This window comes from Streptomyces sp. NPDC031466 (genome assembly GCF_055581265.1).
This window is the reverse complement of record NZ_JBVIJT010000005.1, coordinates 358,570-373,245: the sequence shown is the minus strand read 5'-3', so window position 1 is coordinate 373,245 and position 14,676 is coordinate 358,570. Positions and strand designations below refer to the sequence as shown.

Genomic DNA, 14,676 nt, shown 5'->3' with positions numbered 1-14,676 from the left:
ATGGCTGTCCAGAAACTGCCCATCGCCAAGGCGATCAACGAATCGCTGCGCACGGCGCTGGAGAACGACCCCAAGGTCCTCGTCATGGGCGAGGACGTCGGCAAGCTCGGCGGCGTCTTCCGGGTGACGGACGGGCTGCAGAAGGACTTCGGCGAGGAGCGGGTCATCGACACCCCGCTCGCCGAGTCGGGCATCGTCGGCACCGCCATCGGGCTGGCCCTGCGCGGGTACCGCCCCGTGGTGGAGATCCAGTTCGACGGCTTCGTCTTCCCGGCGTACGACCAGATCGTCACGCAGCTCGCGAAGATGCACGCCCGCGCGCTCGGCAAGATCAAGATGCCGGTCGTCATCCGCATTCCGTACGGCGGCGGCATCGGCGCCGTCGAGCACCACAGCGAGTCCCCCGAGGCGCTGTTCGCGCATGTGGCGGGCCTGAAGGTGGTCTCCCCGTCGAATTCCGCGGACGCCTACTGGATGATGCAGCAGGCCATCCAGAGCGACGACCCGGTGATCTTCTTCGAGCCCAAGCGGCGGTACTGGGACAAGGGTGAGGTCGACAAGGAGGCCTTCCCCGGGCCCCTGCACAAGGCCGTCGTCGCCCGCGAGGGCAGCGACCTGACCCTCGTGGCGTACGGCCCGATGGTGAAGGTCTGTCTGGAGGCGGCCGCGGCCGCCGCGGAGGAGGGGAAGTCCCTGGAGGTCGTGGACCTGCGCTCCATGTCGCCGATCGACTTCGACGCCGTGCAGGCCTCGGTGGAGAAGACGCGGCGGCTCGTCGTCGTCCATGAGGCCCCGGTCTTCCTGGGCACGGGCGCGGAGATCGCGGCGCGTATCACCGAGCGGTGCTTCTACCACCTGGAGGCCCCGGTGCTGCGGGTCGGCGGCTACCACGCCCCGTACCCGCCGGCCCGCCTCGAAGAGGAGTACCTGCCGGGTCTCGACCGGGTGCTCGACGCCGTCGACCGCTCGCTGGCGTTCTGAGGGAGAGGGTCGTGACGACGATGACAGACACCGCTCTGGCCGAGTTCAAGATGCCCGACGTGGGTGAGGGACTCACCGAGGCCGAGATCCTCAAGTGGTACGTGGTGCCGGGTGACACCGTCACCGACGGCCAGGTCGTGTGCGAGGTCGAGACGGCCAAGGCCGCGGTCGAACTCCCCATTCCGTTCAACGGCGTCGTGGCCGAGCTGCGCTTCCCCGAGGGCACGACGGTCGACGTCGGCCAGGTGATCATCACGGTGGACGTGTCCGGCGGAGCGGGTGCCCCGGCGGCGCCCGCGACCGAGCCGGCCGCGGCGCCCCGGCCGGCCGCGGCTCCCGAGGCCGTGCCCGCCGAGGCCGTGGTCTCCGGGGCCCCGGTCGCGGAGGGCAGGACGCCCGTACTCGTGGGGTACGGCGTCGCCGAGGCCTCGACGAAGCGGCGGGCCCGCAAGGGCGCCGTCGTGGAGCCGGCCGCCGTCGCGGAGCCGGTGCCGGCCCCGGTGGCCCGGCAGAACGGCAGCGTGAACGGCCACGGCGCCCGCCCGCTGGCCAAGCCGCCCGTCCGCAAGCTCGCCAAGGACCTCGGCGTGGACCTCGCGACGGTCACCCCGTCCGGGCCCGACGGGATCATCACGCGCGAGGACGTGCACGCGGCGGCGGTCGTGACGGCTCCGACCGAGGCCGCCGCGCCGCAGCCGGCACCGGCACAGCAGGCCGCCCCCGCACAGCCCCAAGGGCAGGCCCCGGCCCCCGCGTCGGGCGCCGACGCCCGCGAGACCCGTATCCCCGTCAAGGGCGTCCGCAAGGCGACCGCGCAGGCGATGGTCGGCTCGGCGTTCAGCGCCCCGCACGTCACGGAGTTCGTGACGGTCGACGTGACGCGCACGATGCGGCTGGTCGAGGAGCTGAAGCAGGACAAGGCGTTCGAGGGGCTGCGGGTCAATCCGCTGCTGCTCATCTCCAAGGCCCTGCTGGTGGCGATCAGGCGCCATCCCGAGGTCAACGCCGCCTGGGACGAGGCGAACCAGGAGATCGTCCAGAAGCACTACGTGAACCTCGGCATCGCCGCGGCCACCCCGCGCGGTCTGATCGTGCCGAACATCAAGGACGCGCACGCCAAGACCCTGCCGGAACTGGCCGAGGCGCTCGGCGAGTTGGTGTCGACGGCGCGCTCGGGCAAGACCTCGCCCGGTGCCATGCAGGGCGGCACGGTCACGATCACGAACGTCGGCGTCTTCGGCGTCGACACGGGCACGCCGATCCTGAACCCCGGCGAGTCCGCGATCCTCGCGGTCGGCTCGATCAAGCTCCAGCCGTGGGTCCACAAGGGCAAGGTCAAGCCGCGTCAGGTGACCACGCTGGCGCTCTCCTTCGACCACCGCCTGGTGGACGGGGAGCTGGGCTCCAAGGTGCTCGCCGATGTGGCGGCGATCCTGGAGCGGCCGAAGCGGTTGCTGACCTGGGCGTAGCGTGCAGGAGAAGGGGGGCCCGCCGCGCAGTGAGCGGCGGGCCCCCCTTCTCGTACTACTGGTGCATCTGGTGTCAGGCGACCTTGAAGCCGTAGTCCATCAGCTTCTTGGCGTCCGAGAGGCGGTTGGCCGCCGAGGACGAGGTCAGGACGGTGCCGATGACCGTCTTGCCGTTGCGGGTCGCCGCGAAGACGAGGCAGTACTTCGCCTCGGGGCCGGAGCCCGTCTTCACGCCGAGGGCGCCGCTGTAGGAGCCGAGGAGCTTGTTCGTGTTCTCCCACGCCATGTTGCGGTAGCCACCGGACTTCGTGGTGACCTTCTGGGTGGTCGCCTTCGTCTTCACGACCGTGCGGAACGTGGAGTACTTCATCGCGTTGCTCGCGAGCTTCGTCAGGTCGCGCGGCGTCGAGTAGTTCTGGCCGTGCCCGATGCCGTCGAACGAGTCGAAGTGGGTGTTGGTCAGGCCGAGCGACCTGGCCGTGGTGTTCATCTGGCCGATGAAGTTCTTCACGCGGGCCGAGCGGGTGGTGCCCTTGCCGAACTTGTCCGCGAGCGCGTACGCGGCGTCGCAGCCGGAGGGCAGCATCAGCCCGTACAGCAGCTGGCGGACGGTGACCTTGTCGCCGACGATCAGGCGGGCCGAGGAGGCGTAGTTGTTGGCGACGATGTAGTCGCTGTACGCCTTCTGGACCGTGACCTTGGAGTCGAGGTTGAGGTTCCGCTGGCCGAGCACCACGCGTGCCGTCATGATCTTCGTCGTGGAGCCGGTGGACCGGCGGGTGTCGGCGGACTTGGTGAAGAGGCTCTTGCCCGTGCCGTTGTTCATCACATAACCGCCCTTGGCCGCGATGGACGGCTTCGGTGGTGCGGCCGCGTGGGCCGGGGTGGTGAGGACGCCGCCGGCCAGTATCGCGCTCGCGGTGAGGGTGACGACCGATACGCGGCGTACGTCCTTGATGCCGGTTTTCAAGATCTCTGCTCCAAATGCCCCTGGATTGCGGCCACATGGAGGGGCCGCCTCTTTCGTAAGACGAGTGAGAGGGGGCAATGGATGTGCATGCGGGCCGAGAAATCTCCCGATCCCGAGGCGTCTCCCGATCCCGAGGCGTCTCCCGTGAGCCCGAGGGAACGCGCGGTGCGTGCGGGGTCCGTCATGTGGACGGGGCGTTCTCGCGTATACGTGTTGTATCTAAGCTGTGCGCATGCCAGCCCCCGCCGCCGCGACCACGGCCACCACCCCGTCCACCATCCCCACCGCCACCGCCACCGCGCCCGCCGGCAAGCGGCCGCCCGCCGCCGAACGCGTCTACGCGCACGTCAAGCGAGCTGTCCTGGAGCGCCGCTACGAGGGCGGCACGCTGCTCACCGAGGGCGAGCTGGCCGAGGCCGTGGGCGTCTCCCGCACGCCGGTGCGCGAGGCGCTGCTGAAGCTGGAGGTCGAAGGGCTGCTGCGGCTCTACCCCAAGAAGGGCGCGCTCGTGCTGCCCGTCTCCGCGCAGGAGATCGCGGACGTCGTCGAGACGCGGCTGCTCGTCGAGACGCACGCCGTGCGCAAGGCCGTACCGGCGCCGACGGGGCTGGTGGAGCGCCTCGCGGCGCTGCTGGCCCGCCAGCGCGAGCAGGCGGCCGCCGGGGACTTCGCCGCGGCCGCCGTCACCGACCGCTGCTTCCACGCCGAGATCGTGCGCAGCGGGGGCAACGAGATCCTCTCGCGGCTGTACGACCAGCTGCGGGACCGGCAGTTGCGGATGGGGGTCGCGGTGATGCACTCGCATCCGGACCGGATCGCGAAGACGCTGGCGGAGCACGAGGAGATCCTCGCGGCGCTGCGCGAGGGCGACGCGGAGGCGGCGGTCGACGTCGTCACCCGGCACGTGGGGTGGTTCCAGCACCTGGCCCGGGGTGAGGTGCGGTGAGTTCCCCGTCCGCCTCCGGCGTCCTGCCCGGTGATCCGCCGGGCGGCAGGAAGGCCGTGGTCGTCTGGTCGGTCGGGGTCGCCGTCTACTTCGTCGCCGTCATCTTCCGCACCTCCCTCGGCGTCGCCGGACTCGACGCCGCCGACCGGTTCCACGTCAACGCCTCGGCCCTGTCGACGTTCTCGATCCTCCAGCTGCTCGTGTACGCGGGGATGCAGATACCCGTCGGCCTGCTGGTCGACCGGCTCGGCACCAAGAAGGTGCTGACCATCGGGGTCGTGCTGTTCACGGTCGGGCAGCTCGGCTTCGCGTTCTCCCCCTCGTACGCGATGGCGCTCGCCTCCCGGGCCCTGCTGGGCTGCGGTGACGCGCTCACCTTCATCAGCGTGCTGCGGCTCGGCACCCGCTGGTTCCCGGCCCGGCGCGGCCCGCTGGTCGCCCAGCTCGCGGGGCTCGTGGGCATGGCGGGCAACCTCGTCTCCACGCTCGTCCTGGCGCGGCTGCTGCACTCCGTCGGCTGGACCGCGGCCTTCGCGGGCAGCGCGCTGTGCGGTGTCGTCGTCCTCGTCCTGCTGACGCTGTTCCTCGAGGACCACCCCGAGGGCCACGAGCCGAAGCCGGCCGAGCGCACCGGGGCGGCCTTCGTGCGCGAGCAGATCACCCTGTCCTGGCGCGAGCCCGGCACCCGGCTCGGACTGTGGGTGCACTTCACCACGCAGTTCCCCGCGATGGTGTTCCTGCTGCTGTGGGGACTGCCCTTCCTCGTCGAGGCGCAGGGCCTGTCCCGGGCGGCGGCGGGCGAACTGCTCACCCTCGTCGTGCTCTCCAACATGGTGATCGGCCTGGTCTACGGGCAGATCGTCGCCCGGCACCACGCCGCGCGGCTCCCGCTGGCGCTCGGCACGGTCGGGGCGACGGCCACGGCGTGGGCGGCGACGCTCGCCTCTCCCGGGGACCACGCGCCGCTGTGGCTGCTGATCGTGCTGTGCGCCGTGCTCGGCGCCTGCGGGCCCGCCTCCATGATCGGCTTCGACTTCGCGCGGCCCGCCAACCCGCCCGAGCGCCAGGGCACGGCCTCCGGCATCACCAACATGGGCGGCTTCGTCGCCTCCATGACGACGCTGCTGGCGATCGGCCTGCTGCTGGACGCGACCGGTGAGAACTACCGCGTGGCGTTCTCGGCGGTGTTCGTCCTGGAGGCGGTGGGGCTCTGCCAGATCCTGCGGCTGCGGAAGCGGGCGGTTCGCCGGGAGCGGGAGCAGCTTGTCGCCTCCCGGGTCGAGGCCGTGCACGTCCCGGTGTGAACCGCATCAGGGGGCGTCTCGGGCGCCGGACGGGCGGTGCTTCTGCACGGGGTCACGGGGTCACGGCGTCAGGGCGTCGGGCGTCAGGGCGTCACAACATCACGGCGTCACGGCGAAGTTGCGCAGGATCGCCTCCGCGAGGTCGTGGTCGCCCTCGGTCTTGACGCGGTCGGCGACGGCCCCGTACGACACGCGTCCGCAGGCGAGCCGGAAGTACGTCTCCCAGTCCAGGGCGATGGTGGCGAGCGGGCCGAGCGAGGGGGTGTTGTCCACGGTGCCCTTGCCCTCGGCGTCCACGCGCACCGTGCGCAGGAACTCCACGGGGCCGCTGACGTCGAAGACGATCGCGCTGTTCGCGGGGGCGCCCGCCTCCTTGGCGACGACCTTCGCCAGTCCTTCCAGGAGCAGGTCGCGCGCCACGTACGCCCCGGGGGAGTCGAGGTTGCCGGGCTTGCGCAGTGCCGTACGCAGGTCCTGCTCGTGCACCCATACGTCGAACGCCCGCAGACGCATGGACTGTTCGAGGGTGCGCTCCGAGCCGAGGGGGCCGCGGACCTTGGTGCTCGGGTCGCGCGACTCGTTCCGCAGCTGCCGGGAGCGGCGGATGATCGTGTACTCCAGCTCGGAGGTCATCTCCGGTGCCGTGTGGTGGCGCCGCACGTCGACCTGCATCTCCATGTACCGCTGGCCCTCGGTCCGCACGTGGTACAGGTCGCGGGGCAGGGAGTGGATGGGCCGCGGGTCGCCCAGCATCTCGCAGTCGAGGCCGATGACATGGGAGACGATGTCGCGCACCGACCAGCCGGGGCACGGGGTGGCCCGGTTCCACTCGCCCTCGACGAGCGGTGTCACCAGCTCGGATATCGCTTCCACGGAGTGGGACCAGGCATCGGCGTAGGTTTGCAGGCTGGGATGGAGACTCACGGGACCCCTCGGCGGTCGTACGCGGGCGGTGGGTGTCGGTGGGGCGTCGTGGGGGTCCGGGGGGCTCCCCCGGAAAATCACAGTACGCTGCCCGCAGGCACCCCGGCAGTGCTTTCGTGTGACGATCGTAGGCTGTGCTTGACGGTGATGACGGATCGAATGCCAGGACGGTGGTAGTGTGCGCGCCTCTCTCATCCAGATCGCCGTGGACGAGGACGAGTCGGTCAATTCCCGTAGGGAGCGCGTCTCTTCGCTGGTGCGGGAGACGGCGGCACGGGAGCGGCCGGATCTCGTGGTGCTGCCCGAGCTGTGGACGACGGGCGCCTTCGCCTACGAGGCCTTCGCGAGCGACGCCGAGCCGCTGACGGGGCCCACGTACGACGCGATGTCCAGGGCCGCGCGGGACGCGGGCGTCTGGCTGCACGCCGGCTCCATCCCCGAGCGCGCCGCGTCCGACGAAGGCTCCGGCGCGGGGGACGGCGTCCTCTACAACACCTCGCTCGTCTTCTCCCCGGACGGTGAACTCGCCGCCTCCTACCGGAAGATCCACCGCTTCGGCTTCGACAAGGGCGAGGCCGTGCTGATGGGCGCGGGCTCGCGGCTCGTGACGGTCCGCACGCCGGACACCACCCTCGGCCTCGCCACCTGCTACGACCTGCGCTTCCCCGAGATGTTCCGGGGTCTTGTCGACGCGGGCGCCGAGATGTTCGTGGTGTCCGCCGGCTGGCCCGAGCGGCGGCGTGAGCACTGGCTGCTGCTGGCCAGGGCGCGGGCGGTCGAGGACCAGGTGTACGTCCTGGCCTGCGGCACCGGCGGCACGCACGCGGGCGTACCGCAGGCCGGGCACAGCGTCGTCGTCGACCCGTGGGGCGAGGTGCTCGCCGAGGCGGGTGACGGTGAGGAGGTCCTCACCGTCGATCTCGATCCCGCGAAGGTGGCGGCGACGCGCGAGCAGTTCCCGGCGCTGAAGGACCGGCTGCTGGGGATGGACCCGCCCAGGCGCTGACGCGCGCCCCGCCCACGCCGCCGGGACCGGACGTCAGTCGTCCGTGCGCTCCTTCTCCGCCAGGTGGATGACGCAGACCGTGACGGCGACCAGCAGCGCGGGATCGGCGTCCTCGCGCACGACGTGCAGGCCGTACGTCTCGCGCACGCTGAGCCAGCGGCGCGAGATGTCCGCCAGCAGCTCACCGTCGTACTCGACGGCGAACTCCCGGTCGAGGATCTTGCCGCTGACGTCCAGCTCCGTGCCGTCGACCAGCGAGACGCGGTAGTGGTTGCGCAGCAGCGACAGGCGCTTGCGCCGGACGGTGGCGAGCGGGCGTCCCTCCCGCTCGATCACCATCGTGTCGCGCAGGGCGAGCATCTTGGCGTGGATGTCGATGAGGACCCTGCCCTGCGCGTCCTTCAGCTCGAAGGTGTCGCGCAGGCGCATCGCCTTGCCGTCGACGAGGAAGACCTTGCGGCCCTGGTCGTCCTCGATCCAGTAGTCGTCACCGATGCCGAGCAGGCGGTCCCGTACGAGAAGTCTCATGACCCATGACTACCCCGAACCGCCGCACATCGGACATCCGGCATCGGTGACGTGGAGGGCATCGATGATGTGGAGCGCGTCGGCGGGTCAGTAGCCCCTGCGCTCCTGCTCGGGGTCGACGACCGTGTTCTGCGTGACCGGTGGCACCACCGCCCGCCTGCGGCGCGCAATGCTGGTGAACGCGGCGACGCCGATGAGGCCGACCGCCATCATGACCAGACCGGCGACGGTGAGGTTGAGGCCTTCCATCTTCCAGTCGGTCGCGAACGTGAGAATGGCGCCCACGGCGATGAGAATGATGCATCCGCCCAGGCCCATATGGACCGCCTCCCTGTGGTCGTGGCTGCGATGCACCGTGTACCCGGATGGGCCACGACCACACGGGACTTGACGCCTCAGCCCGCCAGGAACGCCACGAGGGCGTTGGCCAGCATGTGCGGGTCGTCCGCGCCGCACAGCTCGCGGGCGCTGTGCATCGACAGGATCGCCACGCCGATGTCGACCGTCTTGATGCCGTGCCGGGCCGCGGTGATGGGGCCGATGGTGGTGCCGCACGGCATCGAGTTGTTGGAGACGAACGACTGGAACGGCACGCCCGCCTTCTCGCACGCGGCGGCGAACACCGCCCGCCCGGTGCCGTCCGTGGCGTAACGGTTGTTGACGTTGACCTTGAGGATGGGGCCGCCGTTGGCACGCGGGTGGTGCGTCGGGTCGTGCCGCTCCGCGTAGTTGGGGTGCACGGCGTGGCCGGTGTCGGAGGAGAGGCACACGGTCCCGGCGAAGGCGCGGGCCCGGTCCTCGTAGGAGCCGCCGCGCGCGAACACGGACCGCTCCAGGACGCTGCCGAGCAGCGGGCCGTCGGCGCCGGTGTCGGACTGCGAGCCGTTCTCCTCGTGGTCGAAGGCGGCGAGTACCGGGATGTACGGCAGGTCGGCGCGGCCCGACACGGCGGCGAGGGCGGCCGTCGCCGCGTGCACGGACAGGAGGTTGTCCATCCGGGGGCCCGCGACCAGCTCGCGGTCACGGCCCAGGAAGGCGGGGGGCTCCACGGAGTACGTCATGAGGTCCCAGCCCGTGACGTCGCCCTCGCCCAGACCGGTCTCCTCCTCCAGGAACCGGATCAGGTCGCCCTCGTGGACGTCGTCGCCGAGCCCCCAGATGGGCTGCATGTGCTTCTGCTTGTCGAGCTTCAGGCCCTCGGAGTGCACCGAACGGTCCATGTGGATGGCCAGTTGGGGCACGCGCAGCAGCGGCCGGTCGATGTTCACGAGCCGTGTCGTGCCGTCGCGCAGCGAGAGCCGGCCCGCGAGGCCGAGGTCGCGGTCCAGCCAGGAGTTGAGCAGCGGGCCGCCGTAGATCTCGACCGCGATCTGGCGCCAGCCGTGGGCGCCCGCGTCGGGCTGCGGCTTCACGCGCAGGTTCGGGGAGTCGGTGTGGGCGCCGACGATCCGGAAGGGGGTGTGCGGGTCGGCGCCCTCCGGGACGTACCAGGCGACGATCGCGCCGCCGCGCAGCACGTACTTGCCGCCGGTCGTGCCGTCCCAGGCGTCGGTCTCCTCGACCTGGCGGAAACCGGCCTTCTCCAGCCGCTCGCCGGCGCTCGCCACGGCGTGGTACGGCGTGGGGCCGGCCGCCAGGAAGGACATGAGGTCTTCGGTGTGGCCGCGGTCGAAGGGGCCGGTGGATGTGCGCATGGCTGCCAGCCTAGCCAGAGCGGGGGTGGGGTGGCGTGGGTCCCCGGGGCGGGGGGTGCTGCGCCCCTGCGGGGGTGGGGTGGGTTTGGCGGGATTCGGTGGGGGACGTCTCCTGGCGGGGGCTGGCCGGGGGCCTGCGGGGGTACCCCGGTCGTTTACCCGGCGTCATCCCCTGGTCCGCCGCTTCGCGGCGGATGTCTCCCACCCGCCCGCCCGTTGCCCGGCGTCATCTCCTGGTCCGCCGCTTCGCGGCGGATGTCTCCCACCCACCCGCCCGTTGCCCGGCGTCATCTCCTGGTCCGCCGCTTCGCGGCGGGAGCTTGTTCGGTTCCGGGGCTATGCGGGGCAATCGGGTGGGTGGGTGGGAAAACATCCGCCGCGAAGCGGCGGGACAGGGCCCCATGCCGCGCGGCCCGCCCCCGGGGACGGGGACGGGCCGCGGTACCCGGCGTGGGCGCGGAGGCTAGAACGCCGCCTCGTCCAGCTCCATCAGCTCCAGGTCAACGCCTTCGGCGAGCTTCCGCTCGGCGGCGACCCCCGGCAGGACCGTCGTCGCGAAGAACTTGGCCGCCGCGATCTTGCCTTCGTAGAAGGCCTTGTCCCTGGCGGAGGCCGTCTCCAGCTTCTCCGCGGCGACCGCCGCACCGCGCAGCAGCAGGTAGCCGACGACGACGTCGCCGGACGCCATCAGCAGGCGCGTGGTGTTGAGGCCCACCTTGTAGATGGACTTGACGTCCTGCTCGGTCGCCGCGAGGTCCGTCAGCATGACGCCGACGATGGCTTCCAGCTCGACCGCGGCCTTGGCCAGCTCCTCGCGGGCGGCGGCCAGCGTCTCGCCGCCCGTGCCGACGGCGAGGAACTTCTTGATCTCCTCGGCGAGGCCGTTCAGCGCGGCGCCCTGGTTGCGGACGATCTTCCGGAAGAAGTAGTCCTGCCCCTGGATGGCCGTCGTGCCCTCGTAGAGGGTGTCGATCTTGGCGTCCCGGATGTACTGCTCGAGCGGGTACTCCTGGAGGTACCCCGAGCCGCCGAACGTCTGGAGCGACTGCGCCAGCAGCTCGTACGACTTCTCCGAGCCGTAGCCCTTGACGATGGGCAGGAGCAGGTCGTTCAGGGCGTTGAGCGCCGACGCGTCCTCGCCCGCCGCCTCCTTGACCTGGATCTCGTCCTGGACGGCCGCGGTGTGCAGCACGAGCGCGCGCATGCCCTCCGCGTACGCCTTCTGCGTCATCAGCGCGCGGCGCACGTCCGGGTGGTGGGTGATCGTCACCTTCGGCGCGGTCTTGTCCATGAACTGGGCGAGGTCGGGACCCTGGACGCGCTCCTTGGCGTACTCCAGGGCGTTCAGGTAGCCCGTCGACAGCGTCGCGATGGCCTTCGTGCCGACCATCATCCGCGCGAACTCGATGATGCGGAACATCTGGCGGATGCCGTCGTGCTTGTCGCCGATCAGCCAGCCCTTGGCAGGGTGCTGGTCGCCGAAGGTCATCTCGCACGTGTTGGAGGCCTTCAGGCCCATCTTGTGCTCGACGTTGGTGGCGTAGACGCCGTTGCGCTCGCCCAGCTCGCCGGTCTCCCAGTCGAACTCGTACTTCGGTACGAGGAAGAGGGACAGGCCCTTGGTGCCGGGGCCGTGGCCCTCGGGGCGGGCGAGGACGTAGTGGAGGATGTTCTCCGACATGTCGTGCTCACCGGAGGTGATGAAGCGCTTCACGCCCTCGATGTGCCAGGAGCCGTCCGCCTGCTGCACGGCCTTGGTGCGGCCGGCGCCGACGTCCGAGCCCGCGTCGGGCTCGGTGAGGACCATCGTGGAGCCCCACTGCTTCTCGACGGCGATCGAGGCGATCTTCTTCTGCGCCTCGTTGCCCTCCTCGAAGAGGATGCCGGCGAACGCCGGGCCGGAGGAGTACATCCACACGGCCGGGTTCGAGCCGAGCAGCAGCTCCGCGTAGCCCCAGATCAGGGAGCGGGGCGCGGTGGTGCCGCCGATCTCCTCGGGCAGGCCGAGGCGCCAGTACTCGGAGTCCATGAAGGCCTGGTAGCTCTTCTTGAAGGACGCCGGGACGGGCGCGGTGTTGGTCTGCGGGTCGAAGACCGGGGGGTTGCGGTCGGCGTCCGCGAAGGACTCGGCCAGCTCGTTCTCGGCGAGGCGGCGCAGCTCTTCGAGGATGCTCTTGGCGGTGTCGACGTCCATCTCCGCGAACGGGCCGGTGCCGTACAGCTTGTCGCGGCCGAGCACCTCGAAGAGGTTGAACTCGATGTCGCGGAGATTCGACTTGTAGTGGCCCATGGCGAAGGCTCCGTAAGCAGAAAGGGATGGAATACCAGTAAGTAGCTACGATGATGCTACCCGTCGGTAATAAGACGCAACCCCTAACCGCCCATCTGTGACTCAGTAGGCTTCCACCCATGTACGGCTACGACCAGAACCCTGGCGCCCAGCAGCAGTACGCCCCGCCGGGCGCGCAGCCGCCGCCGCAGCAGATGCAGGGCATGCCCGGCGGTGGGTACGGCCAGCAGCCGCCGCTCTATCCCGAGCCCTCGCCGCCGTCCCTCGCGGACGCGGTGCGCGCCTTCACCACGGGCTCGCTGTCCGCCGAGGACTTCCAGCAGATCTTCGCGACCTCGAAGGTCTACTGCCCGCGCGGCGACAACCCCGGCTTCCTCGCGCTGCACAACACCCAGCAGCCCGTCATCCCGATGTTCACCTCCCTCAAGGAACTGCGCCGGTACGCCGGCAAGGACTCCAAGTACTTCGTGATCACCGGCGCCGAGGTCATCGACCTCCTCCCCACCGGGTACGGCTTCGTCCTCGACATGGAGGGCGAGCACCGCATGGTCTTCGACGCGAAGGCCGTGGAGCAGATGGTCGACTTCGCGATGCGGCGCATGTACGGCTGACCTGCCCTCCTGGCGCCCCCGGGCCGCCCCGGTTCGTGCCCCCGGGTGCCGGGCCGTGACCCCGGCCGTCGGGCTGTGACCCCGGTGCCGGCTGACGTCCGGCGGCCGCCGGACGGGTCGCGCTCAGATCGTCGCTTCAGGTGAACGGCGGACGGGGCCCGGCCCGGTCGGGGACCGCGCGGAGCGGGGGCGCGGATGCTCACGACCATGCCCTCCTCGTCGCCCTCCTCGCCCTCGCCCTCACCCCAGCGCTCCTCCTCGCCACGGAGCGCGCGCCGCGCCCTCGCCGCTCCGGGCAGCGGTCTCGCCGTCCTCGTGACCTTCGCCGTGTGCGCGGCGCTGCTCGGCGCCGCGTCCCCGGGCACGAGAGCGGCGGCGCCCGCCGGGTCGCCGGGGACGGCCATGAGGGGCCCGGTCACCACCCCCGGCCCCCCGCCTCCAGCGGCCCCCGCACCTCCAGCGGCGGCCCCCGCCCCTCCCGCGAACCCGCCCCCTCCGGCGGACCCCGCACCCCCCGCCCACCCCCCGCCCCCCACGGCCCCCGCCGTTCCCCCGCCCCGGACGGACGCCGCCACCCCCGGCGGTCCACTGGCCCGGACCGACGCCGCCGCCCCCGGCGAGACCCCCGCCGACCGCGCCCACCGTGCCTTCCTCGATCACGGGCCCAGGGCCGGGGTCATGATCGCCGCCCACCGGGGCCAGTGGCGCAGGGCCCCCGAGAACAGCCTCGCCGCGGTCCGGGCGGGTTTCACCGACGGCGCGGAGATCGTCGAGGTCGATGTCCGGCTGACCAAGGACGGGGTGCCCGTCCTGATGCACGACGAAAGAGTGGACCGCACGACCAACGGCACCGGCCGCGTCGCCGACCTCACCCTCGCCCAGCTGCGCGGCCTGCGTCTGCGCGCGGGACTGGGCGGACGCCAGGCGGCGGTCACCGGCGAGCGGGTGCCGACCCTCGCGGAGGCCATGGGGGCCGCCCGCACCCTCGGCCTCGTCAATCTCGACCAGGCCTGGAAGGACCGCGAGGCCGTCTGGCGGGTGCTGGAGCAGACCGGCACCGTGCGCAACGGCCTCTTCAAGTCCAGGGCGCCGGCCGCGGAAGTACGGGCGTTCCTCGACCGGCACCGGGGCGCGCTCTACATGCACCTGGTGGACGACGCCAACGCCGCTTCCGTGGGGGATTTCGGCCAGAACCGGCCGCCCGCGTTCGAGGTCGTCTTCGACGACGTCCGCGACAAGGTGGCCGCTCCCGCCTTCACCGAGGGACTGCGGGCGACCGGCCGCGTGTGGTTCAACACCATGCGCAACGGCTACGCGGCCCGGTACACCGACGAGGCCTCGCTGATCGACCCGGCGCACGGCTGGGGCGCGCTCATCGCCCGCCACAAGGCGACGATCCTCCAGACCGACAACGTCCGGGCGCTGAGGTCCTATCTGACCACCGGCGCCCCCGACCCCGTGCCGGCCGGGGCAGTACGCGTCCAGGCGGAGAACTACGCCCCCGGCGGCGAGGGCCGGGCCTACCACGACATCGACCCCGGGAACCGGGGCGACGGGCCGGGGCGGCGGGGCGAGAACGTCGACGTGTGCGACCACGACGGCGCGGTGGTCGTCTGCTGGATGCGCGGCTCGGAGTGGCTGACCTACGGATTCGACGTACCGAAGGCCGGCCGCTACACCCTCAAGGCCCGCGTCTCGTCCCCGTACTCCCCCGCCGGCACCTACCGGATCGCCTTCGACCGCGGCCGCCCGGGCAAGCCGGTATCGATCGCCAACACCACCGCCCACCACGCCTTCGACCTCCAGGACGGCCGCGATCCCCGGGAGCTGGCCCCCGGCCACCACCACGTACTGCTGTCCCTGGACGCGGGCGCGTTCCAGAACTGGAACCTGGACTACCTCCAACTGGAGCCGGTGCGCCCGTAACCGACGGAACAGATCAAGCCACCCGTG

General features: G+C 71.3%; 13 protein-coding genes. 7 read left to right on the top strand and 6 right to left on the bottom strand.

The features are described 5' to 3' along the window. Positions 1 to 981: an alpha-ketoacid dehydrogenase subunit beta gene (locus ACZ5GP_RS13715; RefSeq protein WP_468751033.1), complete on the top strand. Its 981-nt coding sequence runs from the start codon at positions 1 to 3 to the stop codon at positions 979 to 981. Positions 982 to 992: 11 nt separating this feature from the next. Next, positions 993 to 2,450, top strand: a complete 1,458-nt coding sequence (locus ACZ5GP_RS13710; RefSeq protein WP_468751032.1) for a dihydrolipoamide acetyltransferase family protein — start codon at positions 993 to 995, stop codon at positions 2,448 to 2,450. A 73-nt stretch (positions 2,451 to 2,523) separates the two neighbouring features. Here the strand turns inward: ACZ5GP_RS13710 and ACZ5GP_RS13705 are convergent, their stop codons facing one another. Next, positions 2,524 to 3,420 carry a D-alanyl-D-alanine carboxypeptidase family protein gene (locus tag ACZ5GP_RS13705; RefSeq protein ID WP_468751031.1) on the bottom strand — a complete coding sequence of 299 codons (897 nt, stop codon included), beginning with the start codon at positions 3,418 to 3,420 and terminating at the stop codon, positions 2,524 to 2,526. A gap of 232 nt (positions 3,421 to 3,652) precedes the next feature. Here ACZ5GP_RS13705 and ACZ5GP_RS13700 point away from each other — a divergent pair, with 232 nt between their 5' ends. Together ACZ5GP_RS13700 and ACZ5GP_RS13695 are read left to right on the top strand one after the other, a co-directional pair. Beyond that, a complete protein-coding gene (locus tag ACZ5GP_RS13700) occupies positions 3,653 to 4,366 on the top strand; it encodes a GntR family transcriptional regulator (protein WP_468751030.1) in 714 nt (237 codons plus the stop codon). Beyond that, positions 4,363 to 5,670, top strand: coding sequence for an MFS transporter (locus ACZ5GP_RS13695; RefSeq protein WP_468751029.1), 1,308 nt, complete (start codon positions 4,363 to 4,365; stop codon positions 5,668 to 5,670). Before ACZ5GP_RS13700 ends, ACZ5GP_RS13695 begins: the two co-directional genes overlap by 4 nt. Before the next feature lie 99 nt (positions 5,671 to 5,769). Here ACZ5GP_RS13695 and ACZ5GP_RS13690 read toward each other — a convergent pair whose 3' ends face one another. Then, positions 5,770 to 6,594, bottom strand: a complete 825-nt coding sequence (locus ACZ5GP_RS13690) for a maleylpyruvate isomerase family mycothiol-dependent enzyme (protein WP_468751028.1) — start codon at positions 6,592 to 6,594, stop codon at positions 5,770 to 5,772. Positions 6,595 to 6,772: 178 nt separating this feature from the next. On the opposite strand from ACZ5GP_RS13690, the gene ACZ5GP_RS13685 reads away from it, so the two are divergent. Continuing rightward, positions 6,773 to 7,600, top strand: coding sequence for a carbon-nitrogen family hydrolase (locus ACZ5GP_RS13685; protein ID WP_468751027.1), 828 nt, complete (start codon positions 6,773 to 6,775; stop codon positions 7,598 to 7,600). Between the two features lie 33 nt (positions 7,601 to 7,633). Here the strand turns inward: ACZ5GP_RS13685 and ACZ5GP_RS13680 are convergent, their stop codons facing one another. The 4 genes from ACZ5GP_RS13680 to ACZ5GP_RS13665 all read right to left on the bottom strand — a co-directional run bounded on the left by ACZ5GP_RS13680 (position 7,634) and on the right by ACZ5GP_RS13665 (position 12,112). Then, positions 7,634 to 8,128, bottom strand: coding sequence for an LURP-one-related/scramblase family protein (locus ACZ5GP_RS13680; protein WP_468751026.1), 495 nt, complete (start codon positions 8,126 to 8,128; stop codon positions 7,634 to 7,636). An 87-nt stretch (positions 8,129 to 8,215) separates the two neighbouring features. Further along, the gene (locus ACZ5GP_RS13675) at positions 8,216 to 8,446 is read right to left on the bottom strand and encodes a DUF6458 family protein (RefSeq protein ID WP_468751025.1); all 231 of its coding nucleotides are present in this window, start codon (positions 8,444 to 8,446) and stop codon (positions 8,216 to 8,218) included. Positions 8,447 to 8,523: 77 nt separating this feature from the next. Beyond that, the gene (locus tag ACZ5GP_RS13670) at positions 8,524 to 9,822 is read right to left on the bottom strand and encodes a M18 family aminopeptidase (protein ID WP_468751024.1); all 1,299 of its coding nucleotides are present in this window, start codon (positions 9,820 to 9,822) and stop codon (positions 8,524 to 8,526) included. A 463-nt stretch (positions 9,823 to 10,285) separates the two neighbouring features. Beyond that, positions 10,286 to 12,112 (bottom strand): acyl-CoA dehydrogenase, encoded by a 1,827-nt coding sequence (locus ACZ5GP_RS13665; protein ID WP_468751023.1) that lies wholly within the window; start codon positions 12,110 to 12,112, stop codon positions 10,286 to 10,288. 119 nt (positions 12,113 to 12,231) lie between these two features. Here ACZ5GP_RS13665 and ACZ5GP_RS13660 point away from each other — a divergent pair, with 119 nt between their 5' ends. Then, positions 12,232 to 12,723 (top strand): SseB family protein, encoded by a 492-nt coding sequence (locus ACZ5GP_RS13660; RefSeq protein ID WP_361079751.1) that lies wholly within the window; start codon positions 12,232 to 12,234, stop codon positions 12,721 to 12,723. 207 nt (positions 12,724 to 12,930) lie between these two features. Further along, positions 12,931 to 14,649, top strand: coding sequence for a glycerophosphodiester phosphodiesterase family protein (locus tag ACZ5GP_RS13655; RefSeq protein WP_468751022.1), 1,719 nt, complete (start codon positions 12,931 to 12,933; stop codon positions 14,647 to 14,649). The last annotated feature ends 27 nt before the right edge of the window (positions 14,650 to 14,676 follow it).

Coding starts and splice junctions, on each gene's coding strand:
- ACZ5GP_RS13715 (WP_468751033.1), top strand. CDS start 1: ATGGCTGTCCAGAAACTGCCCATCGCCAAGGCGATCAACGAATCGCTG.
- ACZ5GP_RS13675 (WP_468751025.1), bottom strand. CDS start 8,446: ATGGGCCTGGGCGGATGCATCATTCTCATCGCCGTGGGCGCCATTCTC.
- ACZ5GP_RS13655 (WP_468751022.1), top strand. CDS start 12,931: ATGCCCTCCTCGTCGCCCTCCTCGCCCTCGCCCTCACCCCAGCGCTCC.
- ACZ5GP_RS13700 (WP_468751030.1), top strand. CDS start 3,653: ATGCCAGCCCCCGCCGCCGCGACCACGGCCACCACCCCGTCCACCATC.
- ACZ5GP_RS13680 (WP_468751026.1), bottom strand. CDS start 8,128: ATGAGACTTCTCGTACGGGACCGCCTGCTCGGCATCGGTGACGACTAC.
- ACZ5GP_RS13660 (WP_361079751.1), top strand. CDS start 12,232: ATGTACGGCTACGACCAGAACCCTGGCGCCCAGCAGCAGTACGCCCCG.
- ACZ5GP_RS13665 (WP_468751023.1), bottom strand. CDS start 12,112: ATGGGCCACTACAAGTCGAATCTCCGCGACATCGAGTTCAACCTCTTC.
- ACZ5GP_RS13670 (WP_468751024.1), bottom strand. CDS start 9,822: ATGCGCACATCCACCGGCCCCTTCGACCGCGGCCACACCGAAGACCTC.